The sequence below is a fragment of the Streptomyces flaveus genome, assembly GCF_014647675.1.
Classification (GTDB): domain Bacteria; phylum Actinomycetota; class Actinomycetes; order Streptomycetales; family Streptomycetaceae; genus Streptomyces; species Streptomyces flaveus.
On the sequence record NZ_BMPQ01000003.1, the window covers coordinates 100275 to 113337 of the forward strand.

Genomic DNA, 13063 nt, shown 5'->3' on the forward strand with positions numbered 1-13063 from the left:
TACGAGCGTCAGGCGCCCGGCCCCGACGAGGCCAGCCCCACGAGTCCCGCCCACGCCTCACGTGACACCGTGACGACGGGCCCGGCGAGGGCCTTGGAGTCCCGGACGTGCACAGCAGCCGTACTGGCCGCGACCTCTACGCACTCGCCGCCTTCGGCTCCGCTGTAGCTGCTCTTGAACCAGGCGAGACCGGATGCGGTGGTCGAGGACTCAGCGTTGTTCATAGCGATCCCAGCAACCCTTCGACGAAATCCAGTGACTCTCTCGGACCGAGAGCCTGTGACCGGATGATCCCATAGCGGGCGGCGGCGAGCGTTGTCTGTTCCTGACCGGTCTGAAGGGCGCTGGTTCCCTGTGCTTCGGCGTACACGAACTTCTTGCAGTCCTTGCGCGTGACGATGGTGAACGGCCCGTCCACGCCCGCGTTGTCCTCACCGTCGAGGGGCATGACCTGGATCTCGACGTTCCGCCTCTGGCCGATCAGCAAAATGTGCTCCAACTGCCCCCGCAGCACGTCCTTTCCGCCGTACCGGTGCCGCAGAACCGCCTCTCCGGTCACGAAGCTCAGCAGTGGAGCGGGCCAGCGCTCGAAGATCTCCTGGCGGGCCAGCCGTGCGGCAACCCGCTGCTCAATGGTCTCCTGGTCGAGGACCGGGCGTCGCATGGCCAGCACGGCTCGCATGTATTCCTCGGTCTGCAGCAGGCCGTTGAACACGAGCGTGCTGTACGAGAGCAGTTCAATGGCCTCTTTCTCCAGCCCCGCCATCCCCTGGAAGAACACCGGATACTGAGCCCGCTCCAGCTGCTCCTTCCACAGGCAGAGCAACCCGCCCGCCTCCACCACCTCGTCCGCCCGGTCGATGGTCCGAGGCGACGGAATTCTCCGCCCCTGCTCGAACGAGGCGATGGTGGACGCGGAGTACCCGAGCCGCTTCCCGAGCTCCGCCCGTTCCATCCCTGCCCGCAGTCGCAGCGTCTTCAGGGTTTGCCCGAACGCGGCCACCACGCCCTTCCCGGCCTCGTCCTCCGGCCGCCGCCCGCCCTCGTCGTCGCTGTCCCAGCCGTCCCCGACGCTCACGACCGCTCCGCCGCCCCCGTCCGGAACCGTCTCGGCTTCCGCCGCCACACCCGTACGCTCCGCCATCAACTACCGCCTCCTCCCCGGCCCAACGCCCCCGCAGTGGACGCCGTCACGCCGCGCGCCTCGTACCCGTGGACACACAGCGCGTACAGCCGGTCCGCGTCGGTGCGTCACCTCTGGTCACGCTACGCCACCAAGAGGACCGTGGTGACCATGACGACCAACCCCGCCAGCCCCACCGGCACCACCCAACTCACCGCCCTCACCTCGGACTTGACCTCCGCCCCCGATCCCCGCGACCGCACCTTCGAGATGCGGTTCACCTCCACACCTCGCGGAGCCCGTCTCGCCCGCCGCCTGGCAGCCGTCCGGCTGGACGCGTGGGGGATCCCGTACGACACCGAAGCCCACGACGCGATCGTGCTGATCGTCGCCGAGTTGAGCGCGAACGCCGTGACGCACGGCCACGTCCCCGGCCGGGACTTCCACCTCTGCCTGTGTCTCACGGTCCGGACCGGCACCGCCCGCGTCGAGATCACCGACACCCGCACCGAACGCGTACCGCCCCGGCCAGGAGCCCTCCCTGACCCCGCAGATGACGAAACCGGCCGGGGACTCCTCCTCGTTGACCGCCTCGCCACCCGCTGGGACTGGCACCCGCGCCCGGACGGTCCGGGCAAGACGATCTGGGCGGAGTTCGACCTTCCCTGAGAACGGCGCCCGCGCAGCCCTCACGGGAGACCTGGTTCGGTGATACCGAGGCGGTTCCTCAGGACGTGGCGTACGGGTCGTTCATCCAGCTTCGTGGTGAGGAGGCTTGGGGCGATGGCGGGCCAGGGCACGAGTAGCCATCTCCTCGGCCGACAGAGTGCCGCGTACGTAGGCTTCGGCGTCCTGGTCGGAGGCAGAGGTCGGCCGGAGACCCTCGGCGTCGAGGGACCCTGTGGCGGATTCGGCTGCCTCCCGGCGAGAGACGCGGCCCGTCAGGTTTTCGTAGGCCTCGATCGAGAGCAGCACACCTTGCGCCTTGCGGTGGGCGCCAATCAGCACCGGCTCCGCCTGCGGGCCGGCCTCGGCCAGTTCGGTGAGTATCCGTGACAGGCCACTTCGGGCTTCGCTCACTGTGAGGATCGCGGGCACTCGCATGACGGCACCCTATTCCGGAATCGGGGCAGAATCGTCTGCTCCAACGCCATGCACCGGTCCTGGTGTCGGGACCGTACATACGGAAGATTTCAGTGCGGTCTCGGAGGCTGGATCGGCAACTATCCGGCCGTGCTCGATCGTCCTTCGGGTATGTCACACCCGAGCCCCGAACCGGCCCCAACTCCGCCTATCTGGCCGCACTGTGGCCATGGCACCACCACGGAGGACCCGGTCGGCTGCCGCGGCATCCACGTCCCCGGTCACACCGCATGCCTCGCCCACTTGGACGACGCCGACCGCGACGTCTACCTGGCCGGCCTGACCCCCGGCGCCGTCATCGACCACCGCGGCACCACCTTCACCCAACCGCTTCTGGACGCCCTTCTCGACGCCTTACACGACCCGGCCACCGGACACCCGCGCCTCGGCTTCGCCCAGTTCGAGTCGGCGACCTTCCAGGGGAACGCCTGGTTCAGGTCGGCGACCTTCCAGGGCGGCGCCGGGTTCGGGTCGGCGACTTTCGAGGGCGATGCCGGGTTCGGGTCGGCGACCTTCCAGGGCGGCGCCGGGTTCGGGTCGGCGACCTTCCAACGTGAGGCCAGGTTCTGGTCGGCAACCTTCCAGGGCGGCGCCTGGTTCGAGTCGGCGACCTTCCAGGGGAACGCCTGGTTCGAACAGGCGGTTTTCGAGCGGTCGGTCAGCCTCGGGCCGTTGGTGTGCGCCGGGCACGTGGTGCTGTCCGGCGCGGTGTTCAGCAGCCCGGTGACCCTCTCGTTCGCCGCGCGCCGTCTGGAATGTCGGCGGACCCGCTGGTCGTCAACGGCCGAGTTGCGTCTGCGCTACGCCACGGTGGACTTCGCCCACGCGGTCTTCGAATACCCCCTCACGATCGCCGCGGAGGCCGAACCCTTCGTGCTCCCCAATGGGCAGACGGTGGCAGAACAGGCAGTTGCAGGCGCACCCGACTCCACGGTGCGCATAGCCACGCTGCGTGGCGTCGACGCCGCCCATCTGGTCCTCGCCGACGTCGACCTGTCGGGGTGCCTGTTCACCGGGACCGTGCATCTGGACCAGCTGCGCCTGGAGGGCCTCTGCTTCTTCGACAAGGTCCCGCTCAACACGCTGCGCTGGCACCCCGTACGGTTCACCCAGCGCCGCACCCTCGCCGAAGAACACCACTGGCGCGCGAGCCGGCCGACAGCAGTCCGGGGCTGGAACGTGGCGGTGTTCGGCGCCGGACACGTCGGACCGGCGCAGCTGGCGCCGGTGTACCGGGCGCTGCGCAAGGCGTTCGAGGACGGCAAGGACGAGCCGGGGGCGGCGGACTTCTACTACGGCGAGATGGAGATGCGCCGCCACGACCGCACCGGCACCTCCCGCGCCGAACGCGGGCTCCTGCACGGCTACTGGATGCTGTCCGGCTACGGCCTGCGCGCCTCCCGCGCCCTGGGCTGGCTCGCTGCCGCCATGCTCATCACCATCGTGCTGCTGATGGGCTTCGGGCTCCCGAAGGACTCCCCGAAACAGGAAGCGACCGGCACCGTGCCGCCCGGCGGCGGCAAGATCACCTTCGAGATCGACAAGGCAGACCCCCAGAACCCCACGGGGAACAGGTTCACCGGCGAGCGCTTCGAGAAGGCCCTGAACGTCACGCTCAATTCAGTGGTGTTCCGCTCCTCCGGCCAGGACCTGACCACCACCGGCACCTACATCGAGATGGCGTCCCGCGTGACCGAGCCGGTCCTGTTGGGCCTGGCGGTCCTGGCCGTCCGTAACCGCGTCAAACGCTGACTCCAGTGCCCCCACGGTCGGGGCGGCCCGACAACCGGGGCCACGTACCGGCGTGCCTCACAGCCCCGCCGCCGCACCATGCAGGTTCTTCGCCGCCAGAGCCAGCCCCTCGGCCTGGGAGTAGGCGGCGTCCTCGTGCTCGATGTTGACCGCCATGCCCGGGTCGATCTCGGCGAGTGCGCGCAGGAACTCCGTCCAGTAGGGGACGTCGTTTCCGAGGCCGACCGCGACGAACTTCCACGCGGGGTTCTCGGGCCAGGCGTTGCACCAGAAGCCGTAGCCCGTGGGCACCTTGTCGGGCGCGTCCGCGGGTACGCGCGTGAACGACGTGTCCAGTACGCCGCGGATGTCGGCGCCGGGGCAGAGCGTCGCGTCCTTGGCGGCGGCGTGGAACACCAGCGGGCCCAGCCACTTGATACAGGCGACGACGTCCATGCCCTGCCACATCAGATGGGATGGGTCCATCTCGGCGCCGAGGTTCGTCGCGCCCGTCTCGTCGACCAGCCGCTTCAAAGTTACCGGCGAGAAGACGACGTTGTGCGGGTGCATCTCGATGGCGACCCGGACGTCGTTCTCCCGGGCCAGCGCGTCGGTCTCCTTCCAGAACTCGACGGCCACGGCCCACTGGTAGTCCAGTACGTCCATGTAGACGCCGTCCCACGGATTCACGACCCAGGAGGGGTACTTGGCGTCCGGGTCGGAGCCCGGAGTGCCGGACATGGTGACCACGTGCTTCACACCGAGCAGACCTGCCAGACGGATCGTACGGCGCAGGTCGTCGGCGTGCTTCGGGCCGACACCGGGGAGCGGGTTGAGGGGGTTGCCGTTGCAGTTGAGGCCGGTCAGCTCCATGCCGCGGTCGGCGAAGGTCGCCAGGTACTCCTCGCGTGCCTTCGCCGAGGACAACAGCAGGTCGACGGGGCAGTGCGGGGCGGGGATGAAGCCGCCGGTGTTGACCTCCACGGAGGTCAGACCGTTCTCCTTGAGGATGTCGAGGGCTTCGGTGAGGGTGCGGTCGTGCAGGCAGGCGGTGTAGGCGCCGAGCTTGAGAGCCATGTGCGTACTCCTTGGATACGTGCGGAGGTCAGGCGGCGGGCGGAACCGTGACGGCGGCACCGCCGCCCAGGGAGGACTGGACGACGGCCTGGATGATCTCCATGGTTCGCAGTGCGTTGGCGAAGGTGGCGCAGACCGGTTGCGGGTCGGCGACGCTCGCGACCTGGTCGAGGAAGGCGCGGGCCTGGTAGGTGAAGTGGTCGGCGTTACTGGCGCCCACACCCGGCGCTTCCATCGGGACCCCGCCCGCGAAGTACGGCAGCTGCGGCCCGGCGATGACCTGCCGCGCGCCGCGCGTACGGACCTCCGGCTGGGCGTCGTCGAAGAGGTACTCGGCGGGCCGGTGCTGGTCGAACGCGGCCCGGCCGCCCAGGCCCAGGACGTCGAAGGCGAGCCCGTTGGGCAGACCGAAGCCGGTGCGCGTCACCGAGAAGGTGCCGACGAGCCCGGACTCGAAGCGGGCGGTGAAGGACGCGGTGTCCTCGTTCTCGACCTCGCCGAACTCGTCGGAGACGGGAGCGGCGTTGTGCCCGACGACCGCGCCCAGCGGCAGCGGCCGCTTGGGGATCTGCGTCGACAACGAGGCACCGGAGACCGCGGCAATCGGCCCGGCGACGTACTCGGCGATGTCGATGACGTGCGAGCCGACGTCCCCGAGTGCACCGGAGCCCGGGCCGCCCTTGAACCGCCAGGCCAGCGGGCCGTTCGGGTCGGTGGCGTAGTCGCACCAGTACCGGCCGCTGAACAGCGTCAGATCGCCCAGCTCACCGGCACGCACATGCTCACGGATCGCGGCGATGCCGGGCGAACGCCGGAAGGAGTACCCGACGGCGGTCACGACATCGGCACCGCGCTCCAACTCGGCCATGGCGCGGGCGTCTTCGAGCGATCCGGCCAGCGGCTTCTCGCACAGCACATGCTTGCCCGCGGCGACGAGAGCTTCCGCGATGGGGCGGTGCAGGTCATTGCCGACGACGATGCTGACGGCGTCGATGGTGGGGTCCTCGACGACGGCCTCCCAGCTCGGCAGCGCCTTCTCGAACCCGTAGCGACGGGCGGCGTCCTCGCCGAGTACGACATTGGCGTCGGCGATCGCGGCCAGCCGGACCGGCGGCAGACCGGCACCGAAGACCGTGTTGACGTTGCGGTAACCGGCCGCGTGGCTGCGGCCGGCCATGCCGGCCCCGATCACCGCGACGGAGACGGGTTTGGCGGACGTGGTCATGGCGGTGCCTTTCAAAGGAGTAATGACCAGGCGGCGAACCGCCGGTACCCGGTGCCGGTCTGTGGGCGTCTCTCAGTGAGAGGTGGGGAAGTTGAAGCCGGCGGTGAGTTGCTGGGCGGGTTGGGTCCAGCGGGTGGTGACGGCCTTGGGGCGGGGGTAGAAGCGGAGGCCTTCCGGGCCGTGGATCGGCGAGTCAGCTCCGGAGACTCCGGGGATGATGAGTTGAAGCGCTTCAAGCCACTGGCTCACGATTTGTCACGACCAGGTGGTCAGGTACTCGTCGATCTTCTTGCGCATGAACACCGAGGACTCCTTGGCGCGTTCCTCCCAGGCGAACACGCAGGCGGTCAGCGTGCCGTCGAAGCCGTTCGCGCGCAGCTCACGGAAGAGCTCGTCGAAGTCCACCTCGCCCTGCCCCATGTCGAGGTGCTGGTGGATGCGGGCCGGGGTGCCGGGCGGGTTGAGGATGTAGCGGTTGCCCGAGGACGCCGTGTGGTCGAAGGCGTCGGCCAGGTGGACGTGGGTGAGCAGGTCGCCCGCGTACTCGATGATGCCGGGGGCGTCGTTGCCGATGTGAAAGGTGTGCGGGGCGCAGTAGAGGAACGTGACGTTGGGGTTGTTGATACCCCGGATCAGGTTGATCGCGTCGTAGCCGTTCTCAATGAAGTCGTCCGGGTGCGGCTCCAGCGCCAGCTTGACGCCCTCGCGCTCGAACACCGGCAGCAGCTCGTCCAGCGACTTCCAGAACTGCGCCTCGCTGCGGTCGGGGTCCTCCGGTCGCCCGTTGAACTCCGAGATCATGCTGTCCACACCGAGGTCGGCGGCGATCTGGATCGAGCGCTTCCAGTATCGTACGGCGGCCTGCCGGGCGTCCTCGTCCGGGCCGGACCAGCGGAACAGCGGCAGCAGCGAGGAGATGCCGACGCCCGCCGCGTCCAGTGCCTTACGGAACTTCCGCACTGTCGCGTCGTCCACGCGCGGATGGCGGAAGAAGGGAATGAAGTCCTCCCGGGGAGACAGCTCGATCCACTCGTATCCCAACTCGGCCACCACAGATGGCAGTTCGAGCAGGGGCACGTGACGGATCATGTACGGGTCGAGGGCGATCTTCATGGGGAAATGCCTTCGGATCAGGGTGGCGGGTGCGGAGTGTCGCTGTCGCCGTACGCGTGCGGCGACGCCGTTGTCAGGGAGATGAGACCTCGGACGAGGCCGCCACAGATGCGGTGATGTCTTCCTCTTCCGGGAGTTCCTCGACCTCAACGCCGCGGACCTGCGCCAACTCGTGCTTGAGTGCGGCGAGTTCGGCGCCACCGGCCATGTGGTTGATGAGCTCTTCCAGGCTGACTTCGCTGCGCGTGGCGCCGGCAGCCTGTTGGGTCATGCTCATCACCGGGTGCCCTTCGCGGCGAACTTGGCGACGGCCTCGACGTTGGACGTGTCGACGAAGGCCGGACCGGTCAGCACCGGCTGCTCGCCGCCGCCGGGGAAGTTGCCGTTGTTCTTGTAGAGCCACAGGGAGTCGATCGACAGGTAGCCCTGGAGGTAGGGCTGCTGGTCGACGGCGAACTCGATGTCGCCCTTTTCGATGGCGCCGGTCAGGTCCTTGTTGAGGTCGAAGGTGGCGACCTTGGCCTCGCTGCCCGCCTCGGCCGCCGACTGTACGGCCGTCAGCGCGAACGGGGCGCCGAGCGTGACCACCTGGTCGATGGCGCTGTCCTGCTTGAGCTTGGCGGTGATGGTCGACTTCACGGACGGCATGTCGTTGCCGTTGACGTACAGGTTCTCCGTCTTGCCCTTGAAGGTCTTCTTCACCCCGGCACAGCGTGCCTCCAGGCCCACGTGCCCCTGGACCTGAACTACACAGATGGCCTTCTTCGCGCCGGTCTCGTTCAGCTTCTCGCCGAAGGCCTCGCCGGCGACACCCTCGTCCTGGCCGAAGAACGACAGCAGGTTCTGTGCCTTCCACTGGTCCATCCCGGAGTTGAAGCCCACCACCGGGATGCCCGCCTTCACCGCCTTGGCCACCACGCTCTTCAGGGCGTCCGGCTTGGCCAGGGTGACCGCTATGCCGTCGACCTTCTGGTCGATCGCGTTCTGGACGAGGTTGGCCTGGTTGGCGGCGTTCTCGTCGTTGGAGTAGATGAGCTTGACGTTGTCCTTGGCGGCGGCGGCCTGGGCGCCCTTGCGGATGATGTCCCAGAAGGTGTCGCCGGACGGTGCGTGGGTGACCATCGCGATCGTCATGCGGGGGGTGTCGGCCTTGCCCGCGGAGATACCGGCGGCTTCCTCTTCGGCGCCCTTCCCACCGGAGCTGCTGGAACAGCCGGCGAGGGCGAGCGCGAGCACAGCGGCCGTGGCCGCGACGGGGGTGATTCTGCGGGAGCGGGGAGGGGACGTTCGGTTCATGGTTCGTGCACCTCGCTGTGCAACTAGGTGGCGATGGCAGGGCCGGTGACCTGCGGCTTCTGGAGGGGGCGGGCTTCCCGGCGACCGTTACTTAAAGCGCTTTAAGTAACGGTACTATCGGCTCGTTTCCCAGAGCGTGTCAAGGGCGTTGCGTCAGGAGATTGCCGCCGGGGGAGAGGCGGAGGGTGTGGGCTCAAGTCGCCGCGTTACGCCGTGGTCGCCGCTGTCGAACGCCTGGAGCAGGGTTGCGGCACGGCACGCGGGGTCGTGCTCGCTCCTCGCCTTGGGAGGGCGCTCACCGGCCTCGGCTACAACTTCAGCCCGCGCTTCCGCCCAGTCGGCGTCGCCGGGGCGCAGTACCTGCCCGTCGTCGTGCGGGATGTCGACCGTGTACGGGGCGACGGGCTGGTTGAGGTACTCGGCCGCGCAGCAGCCCGGATCGCGGCGGAAGATCGCCTCTGCCTCCGGCGCTCCGGCGGCGATGGTGGCGCCGCCCGCCTGAAGGAGGGCGTTGCCGCCGACGTGATCGGAGTGCCAGTGGGTGTTCACCACCAGGCCGAGGGTCCCGGCCTGCGCTCGGGCCCAGGCGGCGGTCTCCTCCGCATGGCCGACGAACCCGCTGTCGATGAGCGCGGGCCGACGGTCCTGTAGGAGCAGGGTGTTGGCGTCGGGAAACGGCCGCTGCCACCACGTCGCCCAGGGCGGCAGGGACGGCTGCAGGCTCACCGCGCGGGCCTGTTCACGCGGATCAGGGTCTGCTGACCGTTGGCGACGAGCTTCCGCTCGCCACCCTCCCGGACGCCGTACACCTCCAGCTGGCAGACGGTCAGGGTGCGTCCGGGTTTCAGGACGGTGCCGATCGCCTCCAGGTAGTCGCCCGCGGCCGGGGCGAGCAGGTTGATCTTGTACTCGACGGTGAGGACCTCGCAGTCCTCGTCGAAGAGCGTGAGCGTGGCATAGCCGCCGGCGCTGTCCGCGATGGCGCTCGTGGCGCCCGCGTGGACGTAGCCGTGCTGCTGGGTCACCTCGGGGCGGGCCGGGAGCACGATGCGGACGCGGCCAGGTCCGATGTGGGCGAGACGCGCACCGAGGTGGGCCATCAGGCCCTGGCGGTCGAAGCTGTCCTTGACGCGCTTCTGCACCGCGGGGCTCGCCAGTTCCCGCTGCGTCTGGTCTTCCACGTAGGTGCTCTCCTTCGGGTCCGTGTCGGGTGGAGCGGAGCAGCTTCCTCAGCCGGCCAGGCGTTCCACCAGCAGGAAGGCGCCGATGGCGATCATCAAGGCGCCGCTGATGCGGGTGACGCCCCGGGCGGCCGAGGGCCGGGTCTTCAGGACCGTGCCGGCCAGGATGCCGACGGCGAGGTAGACGACGGCGCACGCGGTCAGGTGCAGTGTGCTGAGCAGCCCGGTCTGCGCGGCGACCGGCCACCCCGTGGCAGGGTCGAGGAACTGCGGGAACAGCGAGAAGTACAGCAGCAGCGCCTTGGGGTTCAGGCCGCTGATCCCGGCGCCCTTGAGCATGGTCTGCATGCGGGAGGAGCCCATGGCCTCCCCGGAGGCCGCCAGTGTGGCCGGCTGCCTCAGCACGCCCCAGCCGAGCCACAGCAGGTATCCGGCCCCGGCGACGGTCAGTGCCGTGAGCACGGTCGGTGAGTTCGCCACGATCACCGCCAGGCCGGCGACGGCCATGAGCGCGTACGCCGCGTGTCCAGCGATCAGACCGGCGACTGCGGGGACGACCGACCGGTCCCGCAGACCCGCTGAGATCGCATAGGCCCAGTCCGCGCCCGGAGTGAAGACGAGCAGCAGATCCACTGCCAGGAAGGCCGCCAGCGTCGTCGTGTCCATCGCTCGTTCCCTCTCGCATGTCTTGCTCTGAGAGGGAAGGCTAGGCCGGATATGCCCGAAAGTGTTTGCGTCCTTACTCCAAGATCGCGCGATGTGAGGGAGAATCTTCTCCATGGATGCCCTGGACCGGAAGATTCTTACCGAGCTGCAGATGGACGGCCGCCTGACGGTCACCGAGTTGGCCGCCCGCGTGCAGCTCAGCGTCTCGCCCTGCCACCGCCGACTGCGCGACCTCGAACGCGAGGGCGCGATCCGCGGCTACCGGGCGGTAGTGGAACCGGCCGCCGTCGGTCTGAACTTCGAGGCCCTCGTCTTCGCCACCCTGCGCTGGGAGGACCCCGACACCGTCATCAGCTTCGAAACGGCCGTGACCGCCATCCCCCACGTCCTCCAGGCCCAGCGCCTCTTTGGTGAACCCGACTATCTCCTGCGCGTCGCGACTGCCGACCTGGCCGCGTTCCAGGAGCTGTACGACCAGAAGCTCGCCCGGCTGCCCGGCGTCCAGCGGCTGACTTCGACCCTTGTCATGAAGAACGTGGTCCAGGACAGACCGCTGCCCGAGTAGCCACAACCCCCCGATTCTCGACCGCTCGCCTGTCGGCAAACGACGTTTGACCACAGGGAGCCCGCGCGTCCAATGAACCCGGACATTCAGGGACGCCGGGGCGCCGCCGACCTGGAGCCCGCCGAACGCGCCGCGCTCGACCACGGCGTGACCGTGCGCCGCGGCCAGGGCTACACCCTGCGCGTCAGCGCCGTCCCTTCCGTGCACCGCAGGCTCCTCGCCCGCTGCCAGCCGCTCGACGGCAGCCAAGGCGCCCCGGCAGTCCCGGCCCAGCGCAGGACCCGCCGCGAGTGCGAGAACCGCGGCAGCACCCTCGCACCGATCGGACCATGATCGTTCTCAGCGTCAACGGCTGTATCGATGTTCCCCGAGGCCGCTCACGCAGCCGAACCCCAGGCCTCCATCAGCTGCTCAGGCCCGTACGTCGCCGCCAGCCCGTCCACCGTGAATCCGGAGCGGGACACCGCGACCAATGGGGTGTCCTCGTCGGCACCGGGGACGGCCAGGGCGTCCCGAGCGAGCGATGCCAGGGCGCGACGGTCGAAGGAGCCGCGCTCGTGCCACTTGATGGAGCCGACGAACCCGATCTCGCGCGCGGGCACCCGGTCCGCCCCCACCAAGTCCACCTCTGGATTGTTCGTACGAGGCCACCAGCCGCCTACCTCCCGCACCTGCGGCCATGTGTCGTCGGGGAGCAGCCGGGCCAGGGACTCCCTCACGACGGGCTCGATCGCCCGCCCGCGCCACGAGGTCCATCCGCGTTCGACCGCCTCGGCCACGACCCGGCTGCGCCCTCGCTCGATCTCCGGGATTCCCTGTTCCAGGAAGGTGAGCCAGAAGCGGAGGTAGGGATCGGCGATGCGGTAACGGCGTTCGCGGTCTCCTGGCTGAGTGGCAAGAGGGGTGTCGACGGCGACGAGTCGCTTGTCGGCGAGGGTGCGCAGGGCCGGGGTGAGTGAGCCGGGCGGGAGCGGTCGGTCGACTGTCCCGGCTTTCGCGGCAATAGTTGCGAAGGTCCGCTCTCCGCTTCCGATCACGGAGAGCACGTGCCTGACCTGGAGGGCGGTGGGGAACTCGGCGGCCAGTATCCGCTCACCGGAGACGAGGAGGGGGGAGGTGGGATCGTCGAGGGCGCGGGCGAGGAAGTCGCTGCGGTTCTCGCCTTCCTGCCACTCCTGGCAGATGAGCGGCAGGCCGCCGGTGATCAGATGGGCGTCGAAGGCCTCCGCGGCCGGGAGCCCGGTCATCGCCATGACCTCGGCGGGGGAGAGGGGCGCCAGGACCATCTCGACCCCTCGCTGGTGGAAGGGACGACCGTAGGTGGAGAGCTGCTCCATCATCGCCAGGTCGCTGCCGATGAGGATGAGGAGTACGGGTTTCCGGCTCAACACCCGGTCCCACACGGTCTGCAGGGTTCCCTCCAGGACCGGGTCGCCTTTGAGCATCCAGGGCAGCTCGTCGAGTACGACGATGCTGGGGGTGTCGTCCGGGAGCACCGCCGCGAGCTGACGCAGGGCGGTGTCCCATTCGGCGACGGTGGTGACGCCGGTGAGGAGGGTGGTGTCGGGCAGTGAGGAGTTCCGGACCTCGGTGAGGAAGCGGGCGCGTTCGCGGTGCGCGTCTTCGCCTCGGGTGGCCTGGTGCACGACGTACGGCACTTGGGCGCGCTCACAGAAGAGGTCCACGAGCCGTGACTTGCCGACGCGACGCCGGCCACGGAGCAGCAGGGCCCGACCGCGCTGGTCGCCTCGGCCCTCGCGCACCCAGGCGAGGTGACGGTTCAGGGCGGCCAGCTCGGATTTGCGGCCTACAAAACCGGGCATCAGGTCACCTTTCGAGTTTGCTCATGTTGAACATACTCAAGTGAACCATAGTATGGAGAATTTGAGTAACAAGATGACTTCGTTGGGTGACAGCATGCGCCTTCTGTGCCAGCGGGGCTC

At 68.9% G+C, this 13063-nt stretch carries 16 protein-coding genes and 1 pseudogene; 4 read left to right on the top strand and 13 right to left on the bottom strand.

Annotated features, from left to right (window positions below):
• Positions 1–8 precede the first annotated feature (8 nt).
• Entirely contained in the window at positions 9–224 is a 216-nt protein-coding gene (locus tag IEZ21_RS07180) for a DUF397 domain-containing protein (RefSeq protein WP_189321035.1), read from the bottom strand.
• Positions 221–1144 carry a helix-turn-helix domain-containing protein gene (locus IEZ21_RS07185; protein WP_189321036.1) on the bottom strand — a complete coding sequence of 308 codons (924 nt, stop codon included), beginning with the start codon at positions 1142–1144 and terminating at the stop codon, positions 221–223. The genes IEZ21_RS07180 and IEZ21_RS07185 overlap by 4 nt, the downstream gene beginning before the upstream one ends.
• A gap of 150 nt (positions 1145–1294) precedes the next feature.
• On the opposite strand from IEZ21_RS07185, the gene IEZ21_RS07190 reads away from it, so the two are divergent.
• Entirely contained in the window at positions 1295–1792 is a 498-nt protein-coding gene (locus IEZ21_RS07190; protein ID WP_189321037.1) for an ATP-binding protein, read from the top strand.
• Positions 1793–1873: 81 nt separating this feature from the next.
• Here the strand turns inward: IEZ21_RS07190 and IEZ21_RS07195 are convergent, their stop codons facing one another.
• Positions 1874–2227 (bottom strand): antitoxin VbhA family protein, encoded by a 354-nt coding sequence (locus IEZ21_RS07195; protein ID WP_189321038.1) that lies wholly within the window; start codon positions 2225–2227, stop codon positions 1874–1876.
• 150 nt (positions 2228–2377) lie between these two features.
• Between IEZ21_RS07195 and IEZ21_RS07200 the strand changes: the two genes are divergently transcribed.
• Positions 2378–4018, top strand: a complete 1641-nt coding sequence (locus tag IEZ21_RS07200) for a pentapeptide repeat-containing protein (protein WP_189321039.1) — start codon at positions 2378–2380, stop codon at positions 4016–4018.
• A 57-nt stretch (positions 4019–4075) separates the two neighbouring features.
• Here the strand turns inward: IEZ21_RS07200 and IEZ21_RS07205 are convergent, their stop codons facing one another.
• The 9 genes and pseudogenes from IEZ21_RS07205 to IEZ21_RS07245 all read right to left on the bottom strand — a co-directional run bounded on the left by IEZ21_RS07205 (position 4076) and on the right by IEZ21_RS07245 (position 10555).
• Positions 4076–5074, bottom strand: coding sequence for a sugar phosphate isomerase/epimerase family protein (locus IEZ21_RS07205; protein ID WP_189321040.1), 999 nt, complete (start codon positions 5072–5074; stop codon positions 4076–4078).
• 28 nt (positions 5075–5102) lie between these two features.
• Complete coding sequence (locus tag IEZ21_RS07210) at positions 5103–6299, bottom strand: Gfo/Idh/MocA family protein (RefSeq protein WP_189321041.1); 1197 nt, start codon at positions 6297–6299, stop codon at positions 5103–5105.
• Between the two features lie 72 nt (positions 6300–6371).
• The gene (locus tag IEZ21_RS07215) at positions 6372–6548 is read right to left on the bottom strand and encodes a hypothetical protein (RefSeq protein ID WP_189321413.1); all 177 of its coding nucleotides are present in this window, start codon (positions 6546–6548) and stop codon (positions 6372–6374) included.
• A gap of 6 nt (positions 6549–6554) precedes the next feature.
• Positions 6555–7412 carry a sugar phosphate isomerase/epimerase family protein gene (locus IEZ21_RS07220; RefSeq protein WP_189321042.1) on the bottom strand — a complete coding sequence of 286 codons (858 nt, stop codon included), beginning with the start codon at positions 7410–7412 and terminating at the stop codon, positions 6555–6557.
• 73 nt (positions 7413–7485) lie between these two features.
• Positions 7486–7662 (bottom strand): annotated as a pseudogene (locus IEZ21_RS07225) (ABC transporter ATP-binding protein); the annotation flags it as partial.
• Positions 7663–7688: 26 nt separating this feature from the next.
• Positions 7689–8708 carry a sugar ABC transporter substrate-binding protein gene (locus IEZ21_RS07230; protein ID WP_189321043.1) on the bottom strand — a complete coding sequence of 340 codons (1020 nt, stop codon included), beginning with the start codon at positions 8706–8708 and terminating at the stop codon, positions 7689–7691.
• 153 nt (positions 8709–8861) lie between these two features.
• A complete protein-coding gene (locus IEZ21_RS07235; protein ID WP_246567367.1) occupies positions 8862–9434 on the bottom strand; it encodes an MBL fold metallo-hydrolase in 573 nt (190 codons plus the stop codon).
• Positions 9431–9889, bottom strand: a complete 459-nt coding sequence (locus IEZ21_RS07240) for a PaaI family thioesterase (protein WP_189321044.1) — start codon at positions 9887–9889, stop codon at positions 9431–9433. Before IEZ21_RS07240 ends, IEZ21_RS07235 begins: the two co-directional genes overlap by 4 nt.
• A gap of 48 nt (positions 9890–9937) precedes the next feature.
• Complete coding sequence (locus IEZ21_RS07245; RefSeq protein ID WP_189321045.1) at positions 9938–10555, bottom strand: LysE family translocator; 618 nt, start codon at positions 10553–10555, stop codon at positions 9938–9940.
• A 112-nt stretch (positions 10556–10667) separates the two neighbouring features.
• On the opposite strand from IEZ21_RS07245, the gene IEZ21_RS07250 reads away from it, so the two are divergent.
• Entirely contained in the window at positions 10668–11120 is a 453-nt protein-coding gene (locus IEZ21_RS07250; protein WP_189321046.1) for an Lrp/AsnC family transcriptional regulator, read from the top strand.
• 72 nt (positions 11121–11192) lie between these two features.
• On the top strand, positions 11193–11453 hold the full coding sequence (locus IEZ21_RS07255) for a hypothetical protein (RefSeq protein ID WP_246567368.1): 261 nt from the start codon (positions 11193–11195) through the stop codon (positions 11451–11453).
• Positions 11454–11497: 44 nt separating this feature from the next.
• On the opposite strand, the gene IEZ21_RS07260 is transcribed toward IEZ21_RS07255, so the two are convergent.
• A complete protein-coding gene (locus IEZ21_RS07260; RefSeq protein ID WP_189321047.1) occupies positions 11498–12943 on the bottom strand; it encodes an ATP-binding protein in 1446 nt (481 codons plus the stop codon).
• Between the last annotated feature and the right edge of the window lie 120 nt (positions 12944–13063).

Bases quoted from the DNA above. Each gene is read 5' to 3' on its own strand.
- IEZ21_RS07255 (WP_246567368.1), top strand. From the start codon at position 11,193: ATGAACCCGGACATTCAGGGACGCCGGGGCGCCGCCGACCTGGAGCCC.
- IEZ21_RS07250 (WP_189321046.1), top strand. From the start codon at position 10,668: ATGGATGCCCTGGACCGGAAGATTCTTACCGAGCTGCAGATGGACGGC.
- IEZ21_RS07185 (WP_189321036.1), bottom strand. From the start codon at position 1,144: ATGGCGGAGCGTACGGGTGTGGCGGCGGAAGCCGAGACGGTTCCGGAC.
- IEZ21_RS07210 (WP_189321041.1), bottom strand. From the start codon at position 6,299: ATGACCACGTCCGCCAAACCCGTCTCCGTCGCGGTGATCGGGGCCGGC.
- IEZ21_RS07260 (WP_189321047.1), bottom strand. From the start codon at position 12,943: ATGCCCGGTTTTGTAGGCCGCAAATCCGAGCTGGCCGCCCTGAACCGT.
- IEZ21_RS07190 (WP_189321037.1), top strand. From the start codon at position 1,295: ATGACGACCAACCCCGCCAGCCCCACCGGCACCACCCAACTCACCGCC.
- IEZ21_RS07180 (WP_189321035.1), bottom strand. From the start codon at position 224: ATGAACAACGCTGAGTCCTCGACCACCGCATCCGGTCTCGCCTGGTTC.
- IEZ21_RS07195 (WP_189321038.1), bottom strand. From the start codon at position 2,227: ATGCGAGTGCCCGCGATCCTCACAGTGAGCGAAGCCCGAAGTGGCCTG.
- IEZ21_RS07245 (WP_189321045.1), bottom strand. From the start codon at position 10,555: ATGGACACGACGACGCTGGCGGCCTTCCTGGCAGTGGATCTGCTGCTC.
- IEZ21_RS07200 (WP_189321039.1), top strand. From the start codon at position 2,378: ATGTCACACCCGAGCCCCGAACCGGCCCCAACTCCGCCTATCTGGCCG.
- IEZ21_RS07205 (WP_189321040.1), bottom strand. From the start codon at position 5,074: ATGGCTCTCAAGCTCGGCGCCTACACCGCCTGCCTGCACGACCGCACC.
- IEZ21_RS07220 (WP_189321042.1), bottom strand. From the start codon at position 7,412: ATGAAGATCGCCCTCGACCCGTACATGATCCGTCACGTGCCCCTGCTC.
- IEZ21_RS07230 (WP_189321043.1), bottom strand. From the start codon at position 8,708: ATGAACCGAACGTCCCCTCCCCGCTCCCGCAGAATCACCCCCGTCGCG.